The sequence below is a fragment of the Williamsia sterculiae genome (assembly GCF_900156495.1).
Classification (GTDB): domain Bacteria; phylum Actinomycetota; class Actinomycetes; order Mycobacteriales; family Mycobacteriaceae; genus Williamsia_B; species Williamsia_B sterculiae.
Genome location: NZ_FTNT01000009.1, coordinates 103673 through 119962 on the forward strand (window position 1 = coordinate 103673; position 16290 = coordinate 119962).

Annotated in this window: 8 protein-coding genes (1 of these 8 running past the window's edge); 1 reads left to right on the plus strand and 7 read right to left on the minus strand. The window is 68.2% G+C overall.

What is annotated here, in order from left to right:
- Nucleotides 1–7114 carry the end of a non-ribosomal peptide synthetase gene (locus BW971_RS14780; RefSeq protein ID WP_076481187.1) on the plus strand. The gene continues 26636 nt to the left of window position 1, outside the view, so 7114 of the gene's 33750 nt are visible here — the last part of the coding sequence; its start codon lies off the left edge, out of view; the stop codon is at nucleotides 7112–7114.
- Nucleotides 7115–7158: 44 nt separating this feature from the next.
- On the opposite strand, the gene BW971_RS14785 is transcribed toward BW971_RS14780, so the two are convergent.
- From BW971_RS14785 to BW971_RS14815, 7 genes are all read right to left on the minus strand, one after another.
- Complete coding sequence (locus BW971_RS14785; RefSeq protein WP_076480934.1) at nucleotides 7159–8028, minus strand: glycosyltransferase family 2 protein; 870 nt, start codon at nucleotides 8026–8028, stop codon at nucleotides 7159–7161.
- A gap of 87 nt (nucleotides 8029–8115) precedes the next feature.
- The gene (locus BW971_RS14790) at nucleotides 8116–9045 is read right to left on the minus strand and encodes an esterase/lipase family protein (RefSeq protein WP_076480936.1); all 930 of its coding nucleotides are present in this window, start codon (nucleotides 9043–9045) and stop codon (nucleotides 8116–8118) included.
- 315 nt (nucleotides 9046–9360) lie between these two features.
- Nucleotides 9361–10098, minus strand: coding sequence for an aspartate/glutamate racemase family protein (locus BW971_RS14795; protein WP_076480938.1), 738 nt, complete (start codon nucleotides 10096–10098; stop codon nucleotides 9361–9363).
- Nucleotides 10099–10111: 13 nt separating this feature from the next.
- Nucleotides 10112–11665 carry an NCS1 family nucleobase:cation symporter-1 gene (locus BW971_RS14800; protein ID WP_076480940.1) on the minus strand — a complete coding sequence of 518 codons (1554 nt, stop codon included), beginning with the start codon at nucleotides 11663–11665 and terminating at the stop codon, nucleotides 10112–10114.
- A 140-nt stretch (nucleotides 11666–11805) separates the two neighbouring features.
- Entirely contained in the window at nucleotides 11806–12543 is a 738-nt protein-coding gene (locus BW971_RS14805) for a GntR family transcriptional regulator (RefSeq protein WP_076480942.1), read from the minus strand.
- Nucleotides 12540–14507 carry an alpha/beta hydrolase family protein gene (locus BW971_RS14810; RefSeq protein WP_234974415.1) on the minus strand — a complete coding sequence of 656 codons (1968 nt, stop codon included), beginning with the start codon at nucleotides 14505–14507 and terminating at the stop codon, nucleotides 12540–12542. The genes BW971_RS14805 and BW971_RS14810 overlap by 4 nt, the downstream gene beginning before the upstream one ends.
- Nucleotides 14474–16264 (minus strand): N-acetylglutaminylglutamine amidotransferase, encoded by a 1791-nt coding sequence (locus BW971_RS14815; protein ID WP_076480946.1) that lies wholly within the window; start codon nucleotides 16262–16264, stop codon nucleotides 14474–14476. The genes BW971_RS14810 and BW971_RS14815 overlap by 34 nt, the downstream gene beginning before the upstream one ends.
- Between the last annotated feature and the right edge of the window lie 26 nt (nucleotides 16265–16290).

A 16290-nucleotide genomic window follows, 5' to 3' on the forward strand; every position in this document is an offset into this window, starting at 1 on the left:
CGGCCGTCGGATGTTCAATCTGTACGGGCCGTCGGAGACCACCATCTGGTCCACCGCGACCACCCCGATGGATCCGGCGGCGCCGGTCACCATCGGCGGCCCCATCACCGGTGCGCGGCTGTTGGTTGCCGACGCCCGCCTGCGGCCGGTGCCGACGGGGGTTCCCGGGGAGCTCTATGTCTCCGGAGAGTCCGTCGCCCGCGGCTATCTCAACCGTATGGGCCTGACCGCCGAGAGATTCGTCGCCGATCCGTACGGCGCACCGGGTGCTCGGATGTACCGGACGGGAGACGTGGTCCGCTGGACCCGCGACGACGAGGGAGCGTTGTCGCTCCAGTTCCTCGGCCGCAGTGACTTCCAGGTCAAGGTGCGTGGATTCCGGATCGAGCTCGGTGAGATCGACGCCGTACTCGGTGAGAGTGATGACATCGACTTCGCCGTCACCGTGGGGTCACCGCACCCGCGGACCGGGCAGACGCAGTTGGTCTCGTATGTCCACCCACGGTCGGGTCGTACGGTGCGGGTATCCGAATTGAGTGAGATGGTGGCGGGACGGCTGCCCGGGCACATGGTCCCGTCCTCGATCGTCGTGCTCGACTCCGTCCCGATCACCCCGGCGGGCAAGCTGGATCGACGAGCGCTGCCCGAGCCGGTGTTCCAGATCGATCAGGACAGCTACCGCGCGCCGGCATCGCCGATGGAGCAGCAGCTGGCTCTGTTGGTCGGCGAGACCCTCGGCGTTGATCGGGTGGGTGTCGACGACTCGTTCTTCGCTCTCGGCGGTGACAGCATCGTCGCCATCACGTTGGTGTCGCGCGCCCGCGCGGCAGGCATCGTGCTGACCCCGCGCGACGTGTTCGACCAGCGCACCGTGGCCCGGCTCGCCGAGGTGGCCCGGTGGGACGCCGACGCCCAGGTCTCGGTGTTGTCCGAATTGCCGGGTGGGGGAGTCGGCGCACTACCGCTCACCCCGATCATGCGGTGGCTGGTGGACACCAGAAAAGAGCACCGCCGGTTCTCGCAGGCCAACTTCCTGACTCTGCCCGCCGATCCGGGCGGGCAGCGCCTGCGCCATGCGGTGCAGGCCGTGCTCGACCGGCACGACGCCCTGCGTGCGCGGCTCGTCGTCGACGCCTCCGATCACGCCCGGTCGCACCTCGACATCCCGCCTGTCGGGACGCTCGACGCGGCGCAGGTGCTGACCCGGGTGGAGTTCACCGCCGAGCCCGGCACCGACGAATTCGTGGATGCCGCGCAGCGGGCGGCCGCCGAGGCCATCGACCGCCTCGACCCCGAGCAGGGTCGGATGATGCAGGTGGTCTGGATGGATCCTGCTGCGACTCTGCCGGATTCGGTCACCGGACGTCTCTACGTCCTGATTCACCACCTGGTGGTGGACGGTGTGTCGTGGCGGATCCTGTTGCCGGACCTCGTGCTCGCCTGGGCCCAGACCGACGACACCGCAGACGGTGTCGTGCCGAGGCTGGCGGACGCAGGCACGTCGTTGCGTACGTGGGCGCATGCGCTCGCCGAGTCCGCGGCCGCGCACGCCGACGAACTCGAGCATTGGACGTCGGTTCTGCAGACCCCGGACCCCGCGCTGGGCGCGCGGCGGATCGATCCGGAACGTGATCTCGCGTCGACCATCGAACGACTGCGGATCGAGATGCCGGTCGAGGTCACCGAGTCCATGCTCACCGGAATCAGTGAGACCTACCGCGGTGGCGTGAACGACGCGTTGCTGACGGCTCTGGCATTGGCGGTCCGGCGGTGGCGCATCCGCCGTGGGGTGCAGGCCGACTCGCTGTTGGTCGACCTCGAGGGTCACGGCCGCGAGGAAGGTGCCGTCGGTGGCGCGGACCTGTCGCGCACCGTCGGCTGGTTCACCACGCTGTACCCCGTCGCGCTGGATCTCACCGGTGTGGACACCGACGATGCGTTCGCGGGTGGGGACGCCGCCGGTGCCGCCTTCAAGGCCGTCAAGGAGCAGTTGAGGACGGTGCCGGACAACGGGATCGGCTTCGGTCTGCTGCGCCATGTGGACACCACGACCGCCGACCGCTTGTCGGGCTTCGACGGCCCGCAGATCGGGTTCAACTACCTGGGTCGCACCGCGGGCGCGGACGACGGTGCCGTCGACGAGAACGCGGTGCACGGATGGCAGCCGGCCACCGACGGTGGCGAACTCGGCGGCGCCCAGGACGACGGCATGGTCGCACCCGCGGTGCTGAGCATCAACGCGATCACCACCGACGGTGCGGACGGCCCGCGGCTCTCGGCGTCCTTCGCCTATGCGTCGGGCATCCTGGACCGACAGGCGGTGGCCGACCTCGCCGACCTCTGGGTCGAGGCGGCGGCCGCACTGGCCACGCACGACCGGGGAGATTCCGCAGGTGGGCTGACCCCGTCCGACGTCGCCGACCTGGTACGGCTCGGTCAGGACGACATCGCCCGATTGGAGGCCGACCACGGCCGGCTCGCCGACATCTGGTCGCTGTCACCGCTGCAGGCGGGCATGTTGTTCCACGCCGAGGTGGCCGGACAGTACGTCACCGACGTCTACACCGCACAGGTGGTGTTGGACCTCCGTGGCCCGGTGGATCCCGAGCGGATGCACGCCGCCGTCGGCGCGCTGGTGGCCCGTAACACCAACCTGCGCGCCGCGTTCACGCACGTCGCCGACGGCTCCCCGGTGCAGGTCATCGTGGACCGGGTCGAGGTGCCCTGGCGGACCGTTGATCTGAGCGGCCGTCCGGACGTCGAGGCCGAGGCGGAACTGCTGTTGCAGGCACATCGCAGCGATCGTTTCGACATGTCCGGCGCACCGCTGATGCGCGCGTTGTTTATCCGCGTCGCCGACGACGACACCGGAGCGCCGCGGCATCTCCTCTCGCTGTCCAACCACCACATCCTGCTCGACGGATGGTCGGGACCGTTGCTGATGGAGCAGCTGTTCCTGCTGTACGCCACCCACGGGGACGACACCCATCTCCCGCGCAGCCGGTCGTACCGGGTCTTCTTGGAGTGGCTGGCTCGGCGTGACACCGAGGCGGCGGTTGCCGCCTGGCGGCATGCGCTGGACGGTCTGGAATCGCCGACCCTGTTGGTGGACAGGGCGTCTGCGGAGACCGCGGACGGCGCGGTCCCGGTCGAACTGGCGTTGCCGATCGGGGACCGCACGGCGGCGGGCCTGGCCGAGCTCTCCCGCGACCGTGGTCTGACGATGAACACGCTGGTGCAGGCCGCGTGGGGTCTGGTGCTGGCTCGCTCTATCGGTTCTGACGACGTGGTGTTCGGTGCCACCGTGTCGGGTAGGCCCGCCGACATCTCCGGCGTGGAATCCGTTCTGGGCCTGTTCATCAACACCATCCCGGTGCGGATCCGTCTGAAACGGGACGAGACCGTCGCCGGACTCCTGGAACGGGTGCAGTCCGAACAGGCCGGTGTGCTGGAGGCCCACCACGTCGGTCTGCCGACCATCCAACGATCGATGGGTCTGCCGGTGTTGTTCGACACCCTGACCGTGTTCGAGTCCTACCCGGTCGATCGCAGCAAACTGCGGGACGGTTCGACCATCGATGGCATGTCGGTTGCGGGTGCACGGATCAACGATTCCTCGCACTACCCGGTGACCGTCCTCGCCCACACCGACCCGCACCTCGCGATGACGGTGAAGTACGTGCGGGCGTTGATCTCCGACGACGAGGCCCGCGAGTTGGCCGATCGCCTGGTGTGGGTACTCGATCGCTTCGCGAACTCGGCGTCGACCCCGGTCCGCGAACTCGACCTCGTCGACGAGGAGGAGCTGCGATCCGAGCTCGACAGGTGGAACGCGACCGCCCACGAGGTGCCGGACGAGACCGCCATGGGTCTGTTCGCGGCGCAGGTCGTCGCCACTCCGGATGCGGTCGCCTTCATCGACGGCGAGCGACGGGTGACCTATGCGGAGTTCGACGCGATCTCCAACCGTAGGGCGCGGGTTCTGCTGGCCCGGGGTATCCGTCCCGACAGCGTGGTCGCCGTGGCGATGCCGAGGTCGCTGGACCAGATGGCCGCCGTATTCGGCATCCTCAAGGCGGGTGGTGCCTACCTGCCGTTGGACATCGACGCCCCGGACGAGCGATTGGTCGCGGTGCTGAAGCAGGCCCGGGTACACAGCGTGGTCGCGGACGCCGACCACATCGGCCGGATGCGCGGTCTGGCGGTCGAGGTGTCGTGCCTGCAGCTGTCGGCGCCGGATCTGCAGTCGGTCGACGACCGGCCGATCCGGGCCGACGAACGCCGCGGTCGGGTGCGACCGGACTCGCTGGCCTATGTGCTGTTCACCTCGGGCTCCACCGGAACTCCGAAGGGCGTGCAGATCACCCAGCACGCATTGGTCAACCAATTGCGTTGGCTGGCCGGCGTCTACGGTCTCGACGAGCAGGACGTGGTACTGCTCAAGACCCCGTTCACCTTCGATGCGTCGGTGTGGGAGATGTTCGCTCCGACCATCAGTGGCGCCGCCACGGTCATCGCCGGACCGCAGGCCCACCGTGATGTCGAGGACATGGTCGCGTCGGTGGCGCGACATCGCGTGACCGTCGTGCAGTTCGTGCCGTCGGTGCTGGCCGTGTTCGCCGACGTCGCGGCCCCCGAGGCGGTGTCGTCACTGCGGGTGGTCTTCAGCGGTGGCGAGGCACTGCCGAGCGGGCTCGCCCGCCGGGTCACCGACCTGTCCGGTGCCACCGTCGTCAACTTGTACGGGCCCACCGAGGTCACGGTCGATGCGACCGCGCAGATCGCGGCCACGCCCGACGGCGCCGTGCAGGCGCCGGGCTCACCACACGACGCGGTCCCCATCGGTACCCCGGTGTGGAACACCCGCGCCTGGGTGTTGGACCGGTGGTTGCGTCCCAGTGTGATCGGTGCGGTCGGTGAGTTGTACCTGTCGGGTGACCAGGTGGCCCGCGGTTACCTGGGCCGACCGGACCTCACCGCGGACCGGTTCGTGCCCGCCGTCTTCGGACCCGCCGGGGCCGTCATGTACCGCACCGGTGACCTGGTCCGTCGGATGGCCGACGGTGCAATGGAATACGTGGGTCGGGTGGACTTCCAGATCAAGGTGCGTGGACTGCGGATCGAGCTCGAGGAGATCGAGAACGCGCTGGAGCAGCACGACGGGGTCGCCCAGGCCGCGGTGGTGCTGCACGGCACGCCGGACGCCGAGGGACTCGAGACCGTGCAGCGGATCGTCGGTTACGTGACGGCCCGCGGTGGCGTGGTGATCGACCCCCGTGAGGTCCGACTCCGTGCGTCTGCGGTGTTGGCGCCGTACATGGTCCCGGACACGATCGTGGTACTCGATGAGTTCCCGCGTAGCCGGTCGGGCAAGATCGCGCGTCGGGAGCTTCCCGTGCCCGAGATCGGGCAGGTCGAGCGCCGTGCGCCGACCACGCCCGCGGAGGCGATTCTCTGCCGCATCGTCGGCGAGTTGGTCGGGGCCGAGGTCGGCGCCGACGACTCGTTCTTCGACGTGGGCGGTGACAGCATCCTGGCCATGCAGCTGGTGAGCCGCAGTCGAGGCGAGGGTCTGCGGTTCACCGCCCGCGACGTTCTCGAGCAACGGACGATCGCGGCGCTGGCCGCGCTGCCGTCGGACACCGCGGGTGCGTTCTCGGACGTGGTGACCGAGAACGGCCCGGCCGAGCTCACCGCGGGCGTCGCGGAGGGGATCGCGCCCCTCGGCCCGGTCGCGGTGAAGATGCTCGAGCGCGGTGGCGATCACAGCCGGTTCATCATGCCCGCGGTGGTCAACCTGCCGGTGGGGGTGACCGAGGAGGACATCGTCGCCGTGATGGCGTCGGTGGTCGACGAGCACGACGTGCTGCGATCGCGGTTGGAGACGTCGTCGCGCACCCTGGTCATCGACGGCCCGGGTTCGGTCGACATACGTTCGCTGATCAGCCGGGTGGAGTTGACCGGTGAGGCCGTGCCCGGTGGCGCCGACTACCAGCGGGTGTTACGTGACGCGCTGTTCGCCGGTGTGGACCGGCTCGATCCCGAATCGGGGACGATGCTGCGACTGGGGTGGTTGGACGCCGGACCGGACCGGCAGGGACGGTTGTTGATCATCCCGCATCACCTGGTGGTCGACGCCGTCTCCTGGCGCATCCTCAGTGCCGACATCGCCACCGCGGGGTCTCAGTTGCTCGGTGGTACGCCGGTGGCGCTGCCGGGTGCGGGAACCAGCTGGACCGAGTGGTCGGTGGCGCAGCATCGGAACGCGACCGCTCATCGCGGCGAACTCGAGCACTGGCTCACCACGCTGTCGGCGGAGGACCCGCCGTTGGGTGCCCGCCGACTGGATGTGGCCACGGACCGGATGGATCAGCTCGGCCGGGTGGAGGTGGAACTCCCTGCCGACGTGGTGGAGCCCTTGGTGGCCGCCGCGGGCGACGGTCTGACCATCGGCGACCAGCTGGTGGCCGGTCTGGCCGCCGCGATCGTCGGATGGCGACGGGACCGGGGATTCATGACCGAGAGTGCTCTGTTGACGTTGGAGAGCCACGGTCGCCACGAGACCGAGATCGCAGGCGTGGACCTGTCCCGCACGGTGGGGTGGTTCACCTCGATGTTCCCGACCCGCATCGATCTGGACGGTATCGGTGTGCAGGAACTCCACGATCGGCCGGAGGTCGCCGCCGAGGTGGTCGCGCGCACGCGGGCCGCGATGGATGCGCACCCTTCCCGTGGCATGGGGTACGGGTTGTTGCGGTATCTCGACCCGGCAGGTGCACCACTGCGTGAGCTACCGGAACCCCAGGTGGTGTTCAACTTCATCGGCACGATCCCCGGTGACACCCTGTCCGACGAGGTCGCGTCGGCGCCGTGGTTCCCGGACGTGCGGGGACCCGAACTCGGCAGCGTGGACGACCCCGAGGTGATCGCACGGGGCAATCGCATGCCGCCGCAGGCTGAGATCGACATCCAGTCGATGGCCACGCCGACGGATCAGGGGACGGTGGTACGAGCGAACATCTCGTTCCTGGCCGACGCCGTCGATCGCGACGACCTGACCGAGTTGGTCGAGCACTGGACGTTGGCGCTGCGAGCGATCGGTGCGCGTGGGTGAGGCGGGCCGACCACCCTCGCGACCCGCTCCCGGAGGGCGGTCGATCAGTGGCGGTCGCCGTACGGTAGGACGCGCTCGGGGCGGCGGCTGAAGGGCTGGCGGACAGAGTACCTGTGCCGCTGCGGATTCCACGCTCGGCTCGGGAGCCAGAACACCAGATGCATGACGCGCATGAAGAGCGCGCTGCCGCGTGCTCTCGACGCCTCCTCGTGCATGCCTCGTGCCTCGAAGGTGGCGGGTAGGTAGTTGGTGAACGTTGCGTAGTTGCTGACATTGGTCAGCATCCTGCGACCCGATGCGCTGATGTCCATTCCCGGGACGAAGGCGCAATACTGTCCGACCTCGGAGACACAGAGCGTGATGTCGAGGTCGTCGAAGATGCCGTCCTGTTCCAGTAACAACGGGCGGATCTTCTCCCACGTCGTCTTCCGGACGGCCATGTTCGCGCCGAACAACGAAGCCAGTGGTGCTCCGTCTCGCATCGCCGATCGCATGCCGAGTCGGAGAAAGCCCTTGTGGACCCACTGCAACGGCATGTCGTACTGGTCGAAGAACCCGGTACCGGCGCCGATGTCGCTGTCCGCGTCGGCGAAGAAGGCGCGGACAGCCGCTGCCCACCCCGGATGGGCCCGGGCGTCGGCATCGATCCTCCCGATGATGTCCCCGTCGGCCACGTCGAATCCGGCATTGCGCGCCGATATCACTCCGGGATTCCGTTCGTCGACGATCCGGAGTTGGGGGAAGTCGTCGATGAACGTCCGCACGACGTCGGCGGTACCGTCGGTGGACGCGTTGTCCACCACAATGATCTCGTGGAGTTCGGAGCTTTCCGACCGCAGGGAATCGAGGAGCCAGCCTATGGTCTCGACCTCGTTGAAGGCCGGAATGATCAGGGACAACGTTGGCCGTGGCATCGGGTCATTCTCGCAGACGCCCCACAGGGGGCTCAGCGCCCCACAGGGGGCTCAGGTGGTCGGTCGGCAGCGTGTGATTCGTACGCGCTAACCGCAGACCCGGGGGTGTCGTACACGGTAGGACGGATCCAACGCGTTCAGGGTGGCCCAGATGGCGTTCGGGTTGCTGGTCATGCCCATGTGGTCTACCTCTAGGCCGGGACAGCCGCTCTGGATCCACTGGTTGTGCACCACAGCGCCGGGACCTGCGGTGAGGAAGGTGCTGGCCGGTGGGGTCACGACGGTGTCGTCCCGGGTACCGAGGGCCGTGTAGACCACGCCGGGCAGGGTGTCGCCGCCGTCGTTGAGTTGGCGGAGGAACGGAGATCCGGCCATTTGCTGGACGAAGGACGGGCCGACGGTGGTGGATGCGAGCCGAACCACGGGGATGCCGATCAGCTGGGCCATGGCGCCCATCTGTTGCTTGCTGTCATAGCTGGTGCCGTGATTGGTCCCCGACAGACTCACCAGATTCTTGACCACGTTGCGCTCGGGGTGGGCGGGGTTCGCACCGCCGTTGAACTTGAGGTACTGGCGCGCCACCAGCGCACCCTGTGAGTGTCCGACCAGGTCGACCTGGGATGCCCCGGTGGACGTGCGGATCGTCGTCACGAAGGCGGCGAGGGTCCGGGCCGATGCCCGGATGTCGTCGCCGCCCAGGAACCCGAGCAGGTTCTCGGTCGACCCGGGTCGGCGACCACCGAAGTCCTGGGCATATACGCAGTATCCCTCGGCCTGCAGGGCTGCCGACATCTTCTCCCACGTGGCGACGGCGCCGCTCCAGGTGCCGTGGATCAGGATCACCGGGCGGGGATGGGCGGCGCTGGGCCGACATCCCAGGTTGTTCGCCCCGGGGAGGTTGGCGGGCGCGGCCGATGCCTCGCCACCGCCCACCGCGCCGACACCGAGAACGGACGCCGCCGAGATCGCCACTGCGATCGCGGCTGTGCGAACCCAGGGCTTTCCCCGTGGACGCATGGTTCACTCCCTTCGCGCTGCCCGGTCGCGGCCGCGTCGACACAGGCACCCCTCCGGCAACCCTGTTGCAGAAGTCTACTTCTGTGTCGCATGTGACTCGTGGGATCGTGTCACATTCGTTGTCGACCACAATTCCGCGCCGACGCAATCTCCGCCGGAGCGTTTCCTTACTCGATACAGGGAGTACCTGTCAGGATCCCAATGGATCCACCCGGGCGTGACGGCTCTCACAACCACGCCGGGGCGACACGCCGTCACGCGGGCTGGACACGGGACGTCGAACAGCCGACAGGCCGTCGGACGGCCGATCCTGACTCAGCCGCGTCCGAACTCGGCCAGTACACCGGTATACCGCTTCGGCGGCGGCGTGCGGAATTCGCCACTTGTCGTGCCGGTCCGTAATCCCAGGGCCGCCATGGACTGCAGCAGCAGGGTGCCCGCGGCGACCCCGTCGATGACCGGCGCGCCGATCTTGTCGGAGATGGTCGCGGCGAGATCGGCCATGCCCGCGCAGCCCAGGACGATCGCGTCGGAACCGTCGGCGGCCAGGGCGTCGCGGCAGGCCTCGGTGAGGATGGCCGCGGTGTCGGGGTTGGTCTCCAACTCCAGCACCGGGATCTCGCAGGCGTGGAATCCGCGGCACCGGGCGGCCATGCCGTAGGTGGCGGCCAGATCCTCGGCGCGACCGATGGTCCGTGACAGCGTGGTGACCACCGAATAACCGCGGCCCAGCATCGTGGCGACATGCATGGCCGCCTCCGCGATCCCGATGACCGGAGCGACGGCGATCTCGCGTGCCGCGTCGAGGCCGGGATCGCCGAAACAGGCGAGCAGATAACCGTCGGCGGGGTCGTCGGCCTCCATCTCCGTGATCACCCGCAACAGCCCGGGCACCGCGAGGGCTTCGTCGTAGTGGCTCTCGATGGATGCCGGACCCATCGGGTTGGTGACCGCGACCACCTCGGTACCCGACGCGGCGACCGACCGTGCCGCGTCGGCGATGGACTCGGTCATCGCCGACGCGGTGTTCGGGTTGATCACACAGATGCGCATGGAGCCGAGAGTGTCAGGCCAGCGCCTTGGCGCGCGCGGCCGGGGTGCCGTAGACGAAACGGTCCGGGACGGTCCGCATCCCGCCCAGGTACACCACGCCACCGAGCGCGGCACCGATGAACCAGGTGAAACTCGACGCGTAGGTGGTGCCCCAGATGACCACGGCGATCGGCGCCAGCGCCCCGATCACCACGGCGACAACAGCGACCGGATTCCAACCGTTGCGGTAGGCGTAGGTGCTCTCCGGGTCCATCGAGAACAGGTCGTCGACCATGATCTTCTGCTTCTTGACCAGATAGAAGTCGGCGATCAGGATGCCGAACAGCGGGCCGATGACCGCCCCGAGGATGTCGAGCGTGTAGTGGATGGCGTCGGCGTTGCTGTAGAGATTCCACGGGGTGATCAGCACCGAACCGACCGCGGCGATCATGCCGCCGGTACGCCAGGTGATCTTGGTGGGCGCGACGTTGGAGAAGTCGAAAGCGGGTGAGACGAAGTTGGCGACGATGTTGATGCCGATGGTCGCGATGGCGAAGGTCAGCACACCCAGCACGGCGGCCGTGGTGTTGTCGATCTTGTCGACGATGTGCACCGGGTCGGTGATGATCTTGCCGCTGTCGTCCTTGCCGATGACCGTCGCACCCGCCGAGACGGTGCACACCACCAACAGCGAGAAGAAGAGGAAGTTCACCGGCAGACCCCAGAAGTTGCCCTTCTTCACCTCGCCGAACGAACTCGCATAGCGCGAGAAGTCACCGAAGTTGAGCATCGGCCCGGAGAAGTACGACACCACCAGAGCGACCGCGCTGATCATCGCGGTCACCGACTCCCAGCCGTGTTTGCCGGGACCCTCGGCGAGGTCGAACGAGACGTGGCTCCATCCGGCCTTGGCGATCAGATAGATCGCCAGGGCGAGCATGACCACATAGACCGCGGGACCACAGAAATCGATGAACCGGCGGATGGTCTCCATCCCGTTCCAGAAGACGATCGCCTGCAGGATCCACATCAGGATGAAGCCGGCCCACCCCAGCAGCGACAGCCCGAGGAACCCGTACCGGCCGACGTCGTCGTATTGCGCCAGACTCGGCCAGAACTTCAGCGCGAGCAGTCCGAACGCCACCGAGGCGAGGTAGGTCTGGATGCCGTACCAGGCCACCGCGATCAGACCGCGGATGATCGCGGCGACGTTGGCGCCCTTGACCCCGAACGCAACCCGGGTGGTCACCGGGTAGGGGACACCCGCCTGCTGCGACGGCTTGGCCACCAGGTTGCAGAGGATGTTGACGCCGACGATGCCGATGATCAGCGCGACCAGCACCTGCCAGGCGGCGATGCCGAGAGCGAAGAGGCTGCCGGCGAACACGTAGCCACCGACGCTGTGGACGTCGGACATCCAGAAGGCGAAGATGTTGTACCAGGTCCAACTCTGCTTGCGCAGCGGTGCGAGATCCTCGTTGGTCAGGTTCTGGTGGTACCCGACCTTGATGACGCTCTCGCCGGCCGCATTGTTCTTGTTGGTCTCGATGACACCGTGCGCGGCGTCCGACTGGGTGGTCTCGGTCATGGGTGAACTCCCGGGGAATGGGCGACGCCGGTGTCCGGCTGTTGTAGAGCGGCCGGTGTCCGGCTTGGGGCAAATGTAGGCCCGCGTTGTTACCCGAGAATTACGCCGAACATATATTTTGGGCGGTTGCGCCGACCCGGTCATTCGTGCTCGGTGGACCGCTCTCCGTGCCGGTCGTCCCCGCGCCGGTTGTCGGTGCCCGCCCCGATGACCACCGACTCCAACCGCTCGTGGTGACGCCGGGCGGCGGCGACCAATGCCGCGGCGTCCCGCTCGGCCATCGCGGCGATCATCTTCTCGTGGTCGGCGTGGAGCTGTAACTGCATGGCCGTGGTGACGGTGCGCATCACCTGGAACGGCTCGGTGATGTTCCAGGTGGAGTCGAACATGGTCAGCAACCGGGGCATCGCGCACGGCGTGACCAGCGCGGTGTGGAACATCCGCGAATGGTGGTGATAGGCGACGCGGTCGTCGGTGATCGTCGCCTCCTGCAGGGCCTGGTGTTCCCGGCGCGCCGCGGCGATGTCGGCGTCGGTCACCGCGGACACCGCCTGTGACAACGCCGCCTGTTCCAGAATCCCACGCACGAAATAGATCTCGCGGAGCTCATTGATGGTCAGGTCGGAGACGAAGTAGCCGCTGTTGACCCGGTGGGTCACCAGGCCCTCGCCGATCAACGTCTTGAGCGCCTCACGCACAGGAATGGGGCTGACCCCGAACACCCGCGCGACCTCCCCGACCGGGATCCCTGAGCCGGGCGCGGCGGTGCCGGCCAGGATCACCCGGCGCAGTTCCTCCAACACGTCGGTCTGGGCGCTGCCCGAGTGGGTGCCCGCCAACTGGCCCACGATCCCGTGACCGCGACGATGGCCGGTCACGGCCGGTCCTCCGTCCGTGCGATGGCGTCGGACCAGGCGACCGCCCGGCGGATCATGGTCTGCTGGTTCTCCCACCGGACGATCTCGTGCCCCTCGTCGGGAAACATCAACAGTTCCGCCCGACCACCCTGGGCGACCACCTGCTCGACCATCCGCTGCGATTCGCTGACCGGCACGTTGGTGTCGTGGGCTCCGTGGATCACCAGCAGCGGCGCCACGATCCGGTCGATGCGGTGGATGGGCGACAGGTCACGCAGGAGTTCGCGATCGGTGTCGGGGTGGCCGTACTTGGTGTACGCCGCGACCGCGATCCACGGTTCGGTGTTGCGGTAGAACGCCTCGAGGTCGCTCATCCCGCAGATCGCCACTCCACCGGCGAACAGCGTCGGGTGGAACGTCAGGCACGCGAGGGTCAGGTAACCGCCGTAGGACCGGCCCGCGCAGAACACCCGATCCGGGTCGGCGACGGCCTCGTCGACCAGGAAGTCGACACAGTCGGCGGCGTCGTCGATACCCGCGTAGCGGCCGTACCGGTCGTCGGCGTGACCGAAGAGCCTGCCGAACCCACCCGACCCGCGCACGTTCGCCGCGAACACGGTGTACCCGGCCGCGACGAGCCCGTTGACGAAGAAGTTGTACTCGGGCCGGGCCTGCGCCTCCGGGCCGCCGTGGAAGTACAGGAACGTCGGCGCCGGCCCCTCGGGGTTCGCGGTCGGCCGGTGCAGCCAGCCCGACAGCGGCATGCCGTCGCGGGCGGAGAACTCCACCTGTATCGGTTCGGGCCGGGCATCGGTCGGCACGGCCTCGTCGTCGACCGGGGTCACCCGACCCAGACGGGTCTGCACCAGATGTACTCGCGGCGGTGAGTCGGGGGACTGCACGGTCAACGTGATCAGCGACCCGGCGGCGCTGATGGACAGTTCCGACGCCACCGCACCGGGCAATTCGATCGGCCCGAGGTTGGTCTGGTCGGGCAACGACAGGATCTCCAGTTCGGACCGCCCGTGGTTGTTCCACAACAACGCCACCGTGCTCTGGTCGTTGCTGACCGCGAACTCCTCGAGGTCGCAGTGCGTGCGCTCCGCCAGCACCTGGAAACGCACCCCACCACTGCTCACCTCCACACCGAGCAGGCGGGCGTACTTGGCGTCGAAGTCGCTGCGCACCAGAGCCTGCACGCTGTCGAGGTCGCGCAACTGTTGCAGATGCGGCGGCCGGGTGAACACCCGCGACGGGTGTGCGAACCCCTGGTCCAGGATGGCGCCGGCGTCGGTGGTCGCGCCGGGATCGTTGGGCAGCAGCTGGGTGACCCGGCCGCGCCGCGCCAACAGCATGTCGCGGTATCCGCGGGGACCCACCCGCAGCAGCGCGGCACCCTTCCACGAGTCCACCAGATGTCCACCGACCCGGGCGTCGAGGTCGATGGTCGCACCGGTCTTCGGGTTCACCTGCAGCGCGTGCGCGGTGCCGTCGGACTCGGTCGCGGTGATCAGCACCAGGTTCGCGTCCCAGCCGACCAACTCGACGGTGGCGTACGCGGTGCCGTCGGCCTGCACCGCGGCGATGCGGTAGGCGGTGTCGTCTTCCGCGTCGGTGGTGACCGCCCACACCTGATGGTGTTCACCGCCGCTGGGCGCGATCTCCACCGCCAGCCATCGACCGTTGGCCGAGTGCACCACGGTCCGCGCGGGCCCGGCCGCGGGGATCCGCACCCATCGCATGGGGCCGACCCCGGTCTTGCGGGACAGTGACCGCTGAGCCGCCCGCGGATATCCCGTGCCGTCGTCGACGATGTAGGCGAACGCGGAGTTGTCGGGCGATACCGAGGATCCGTAGGAACGCCAGGTCGGCGGTGCGTCCCCCGACCGGGCGTCACCGTCGGCGGCAGCGGCCGCGAGGTCGACGGATGCGCGGCCGGCGGCTGCGCCGGTCACGATCCGTTCGAGTCCATCGTCTGTAGCCACATCTCCAGCATCGCAACCTGCCACAGCGCATTGGACCCGAGGGTGGTGCGGATGCCGTTCGGATCGGCCATCAGCTCGGCCACCGCGTCGTCGGCGTACAACGCGCGGTCCTTGGCCGATCGCGAGGCCAGGGTGTCGGCGACCAGGTCGAACACCTCGCCCTCGAGGTGCCGGATCCCCGGCACCGGGAAGTGCCCCTTGGTGCGGTCGATGACCGCGGACGGCAGCAGCGATCGACTGGCCTCCTTGAGCACACCCTTGCCGCCGTGTGCGAGCTTGAGCTCCGGCGGGCAGGTCGCGGCGAGTTCCACGAACTCGTGGTCGAGGAACGGCACCCGCGCCTCCAGCCCCCAGGCCATCGTCATGGTGTCGACCCGCTTCACCGGGTCGTCGACCAGCATGATCGTGGTGTCCAGTCGCAGTGCCGCGTCCACCGCACTGTCGGCGCCCGGGGCGGACTGATGCGCGGACGCGAACTCCCAGCTCGGATCGTGGTCGAGGCGGTAGTCGGGCGTCAGCAGCCGGTTGACGTCGTCGTGCCCGCGGTCGAAGAACACCCGTGCGTACGCCTGGGTCGTCTCCGGTCGCGGCACCCCGGCCAGCGGCGGGTACCAGTCGTAGCCGCCGAGGATCTCGTCGGCGCCCTGCCCGGACTGCACCACCTTGATGCTCTTGCTGACCTCCTGGCTGAGCAGATAGAAGGCCACGCAGTCGTGGCTGACCATGGGTTCGCTCATCGCGGCGATCGTGTCGCCGATCGCGGGCAGCAGGCGGTCGGTGCCGATGTGGATCTTGTGGTGGTCGGTACCGAAAGTGTCGGCGACGAGATCGGAATATGCGTACTCGTCACCGGATTCGCCACCCGCGGAGTCGAATCCGATGCTGAACGTGGCCAGGTCGGACTGCCCCTGCTCGGCCAGCAGGGCGACCACCAGCGACGAGTCGATCCCCCCGGACAGCAGCACCCCGACCGGGACGTCGGCGACCATCCGTCGGCGGACCGCGGTGCGCAGCGACTCCATCAGCGCTGCCTGCCACTGCCGCGCATCCCAGTCCACGCGGTCCCGGTCGGGGGCGAACATCGGTGTCCAGTAGGTGCGTTCGGTGCTGCGGCCGTCGGGCTGGATCACCTTCACCGTGGCGGGCGGCAGTTTGCGGATGCCGTTGTAGATGGTGTGCGGCGCCGGGACCACCGAGTGGAAGGTCAGGTAGTGGTGCAGGGCCACCCGGTCGATGGAGGTGTCGACGTCACCACCCGCCAACAACGCGGGGATCGACGACGCGAATCGCAGCCTGCCGGGGGTCGCGGCCAGGTAGAGCGGTTTGATGCCCAATCGGTCGCGGGCCAACACGGTCACCCCGGTGTCGGTGTCGGTGATCGCGAACGCGAACATGCCGATCAGATGGTCGACACAATCGGGTCCCCAGGCGTGGAACGCCTTGATGATCACCTCGCTGTCGGCGTGTGAGAAGAAGCGATAACCCTTGGCCTGCAACTCGGTCCGGAGCTGTTCGTAGTTGTAGATGCAGCCGTTGAACACCAGCGACAGTGCCAGTTCGGCATCGATCATGGGCTGCGCACCGCGCTCGGAGAGGTCGATGATCCGTAATCGTCGGTGTCCCAACGCGACCCGACCGTGCGCGACGACGCCGGCTCCGTCGGGTCCGCGACGGTCCATCGTCGCGGTCATCGCGGCGACCGCGGCCACGTCGGGGGTGGCGGTGTCGAACCGGATCTCACCGCAGATGCCGCACATGGAGGTCTCCTGGTGTTCGGGTGGTG

Bases quoted from the DNA above. Each gene is read 5' to 3' on its own strand.
- BW971_RS14790 (WP_076480936.1), bottom strand. From the start codon at position 9,045: ATGCGTCCACGGGGAAAGCCCTGGGTTCGCACAGCCGCGATCGCAGTG.
- BW971_RS14785 (WP_076480934.1), bottom strand. From the start codon at position 8,028: ATGCCACGGCCAACGTTGTCCCTGATCATTCCGGCCTTCAACGAGGTC.
- BW971_RS14800 (WP_076480940.1), bottom strand. From the start codon at position 11,665: ATGACCGAGACCACCCAGTCGGACGCCGCGCACGGTGTCATCGAGACC.
- BW971_RS14815 (WP_076480946.1), bottom strand. From the start codon at position 16,264: ATGTGCGGCATCTGCGGTGAGATCCGGTTCGACACCGCCACCCCCGAC.
- BW971_RS14795 (WP_076480938.1), bottom strand. From the start codon at position 10,098: ATGCGCATCTGTGTGATCAACCCGAACACCGCGTCGGCGATGACCGAG.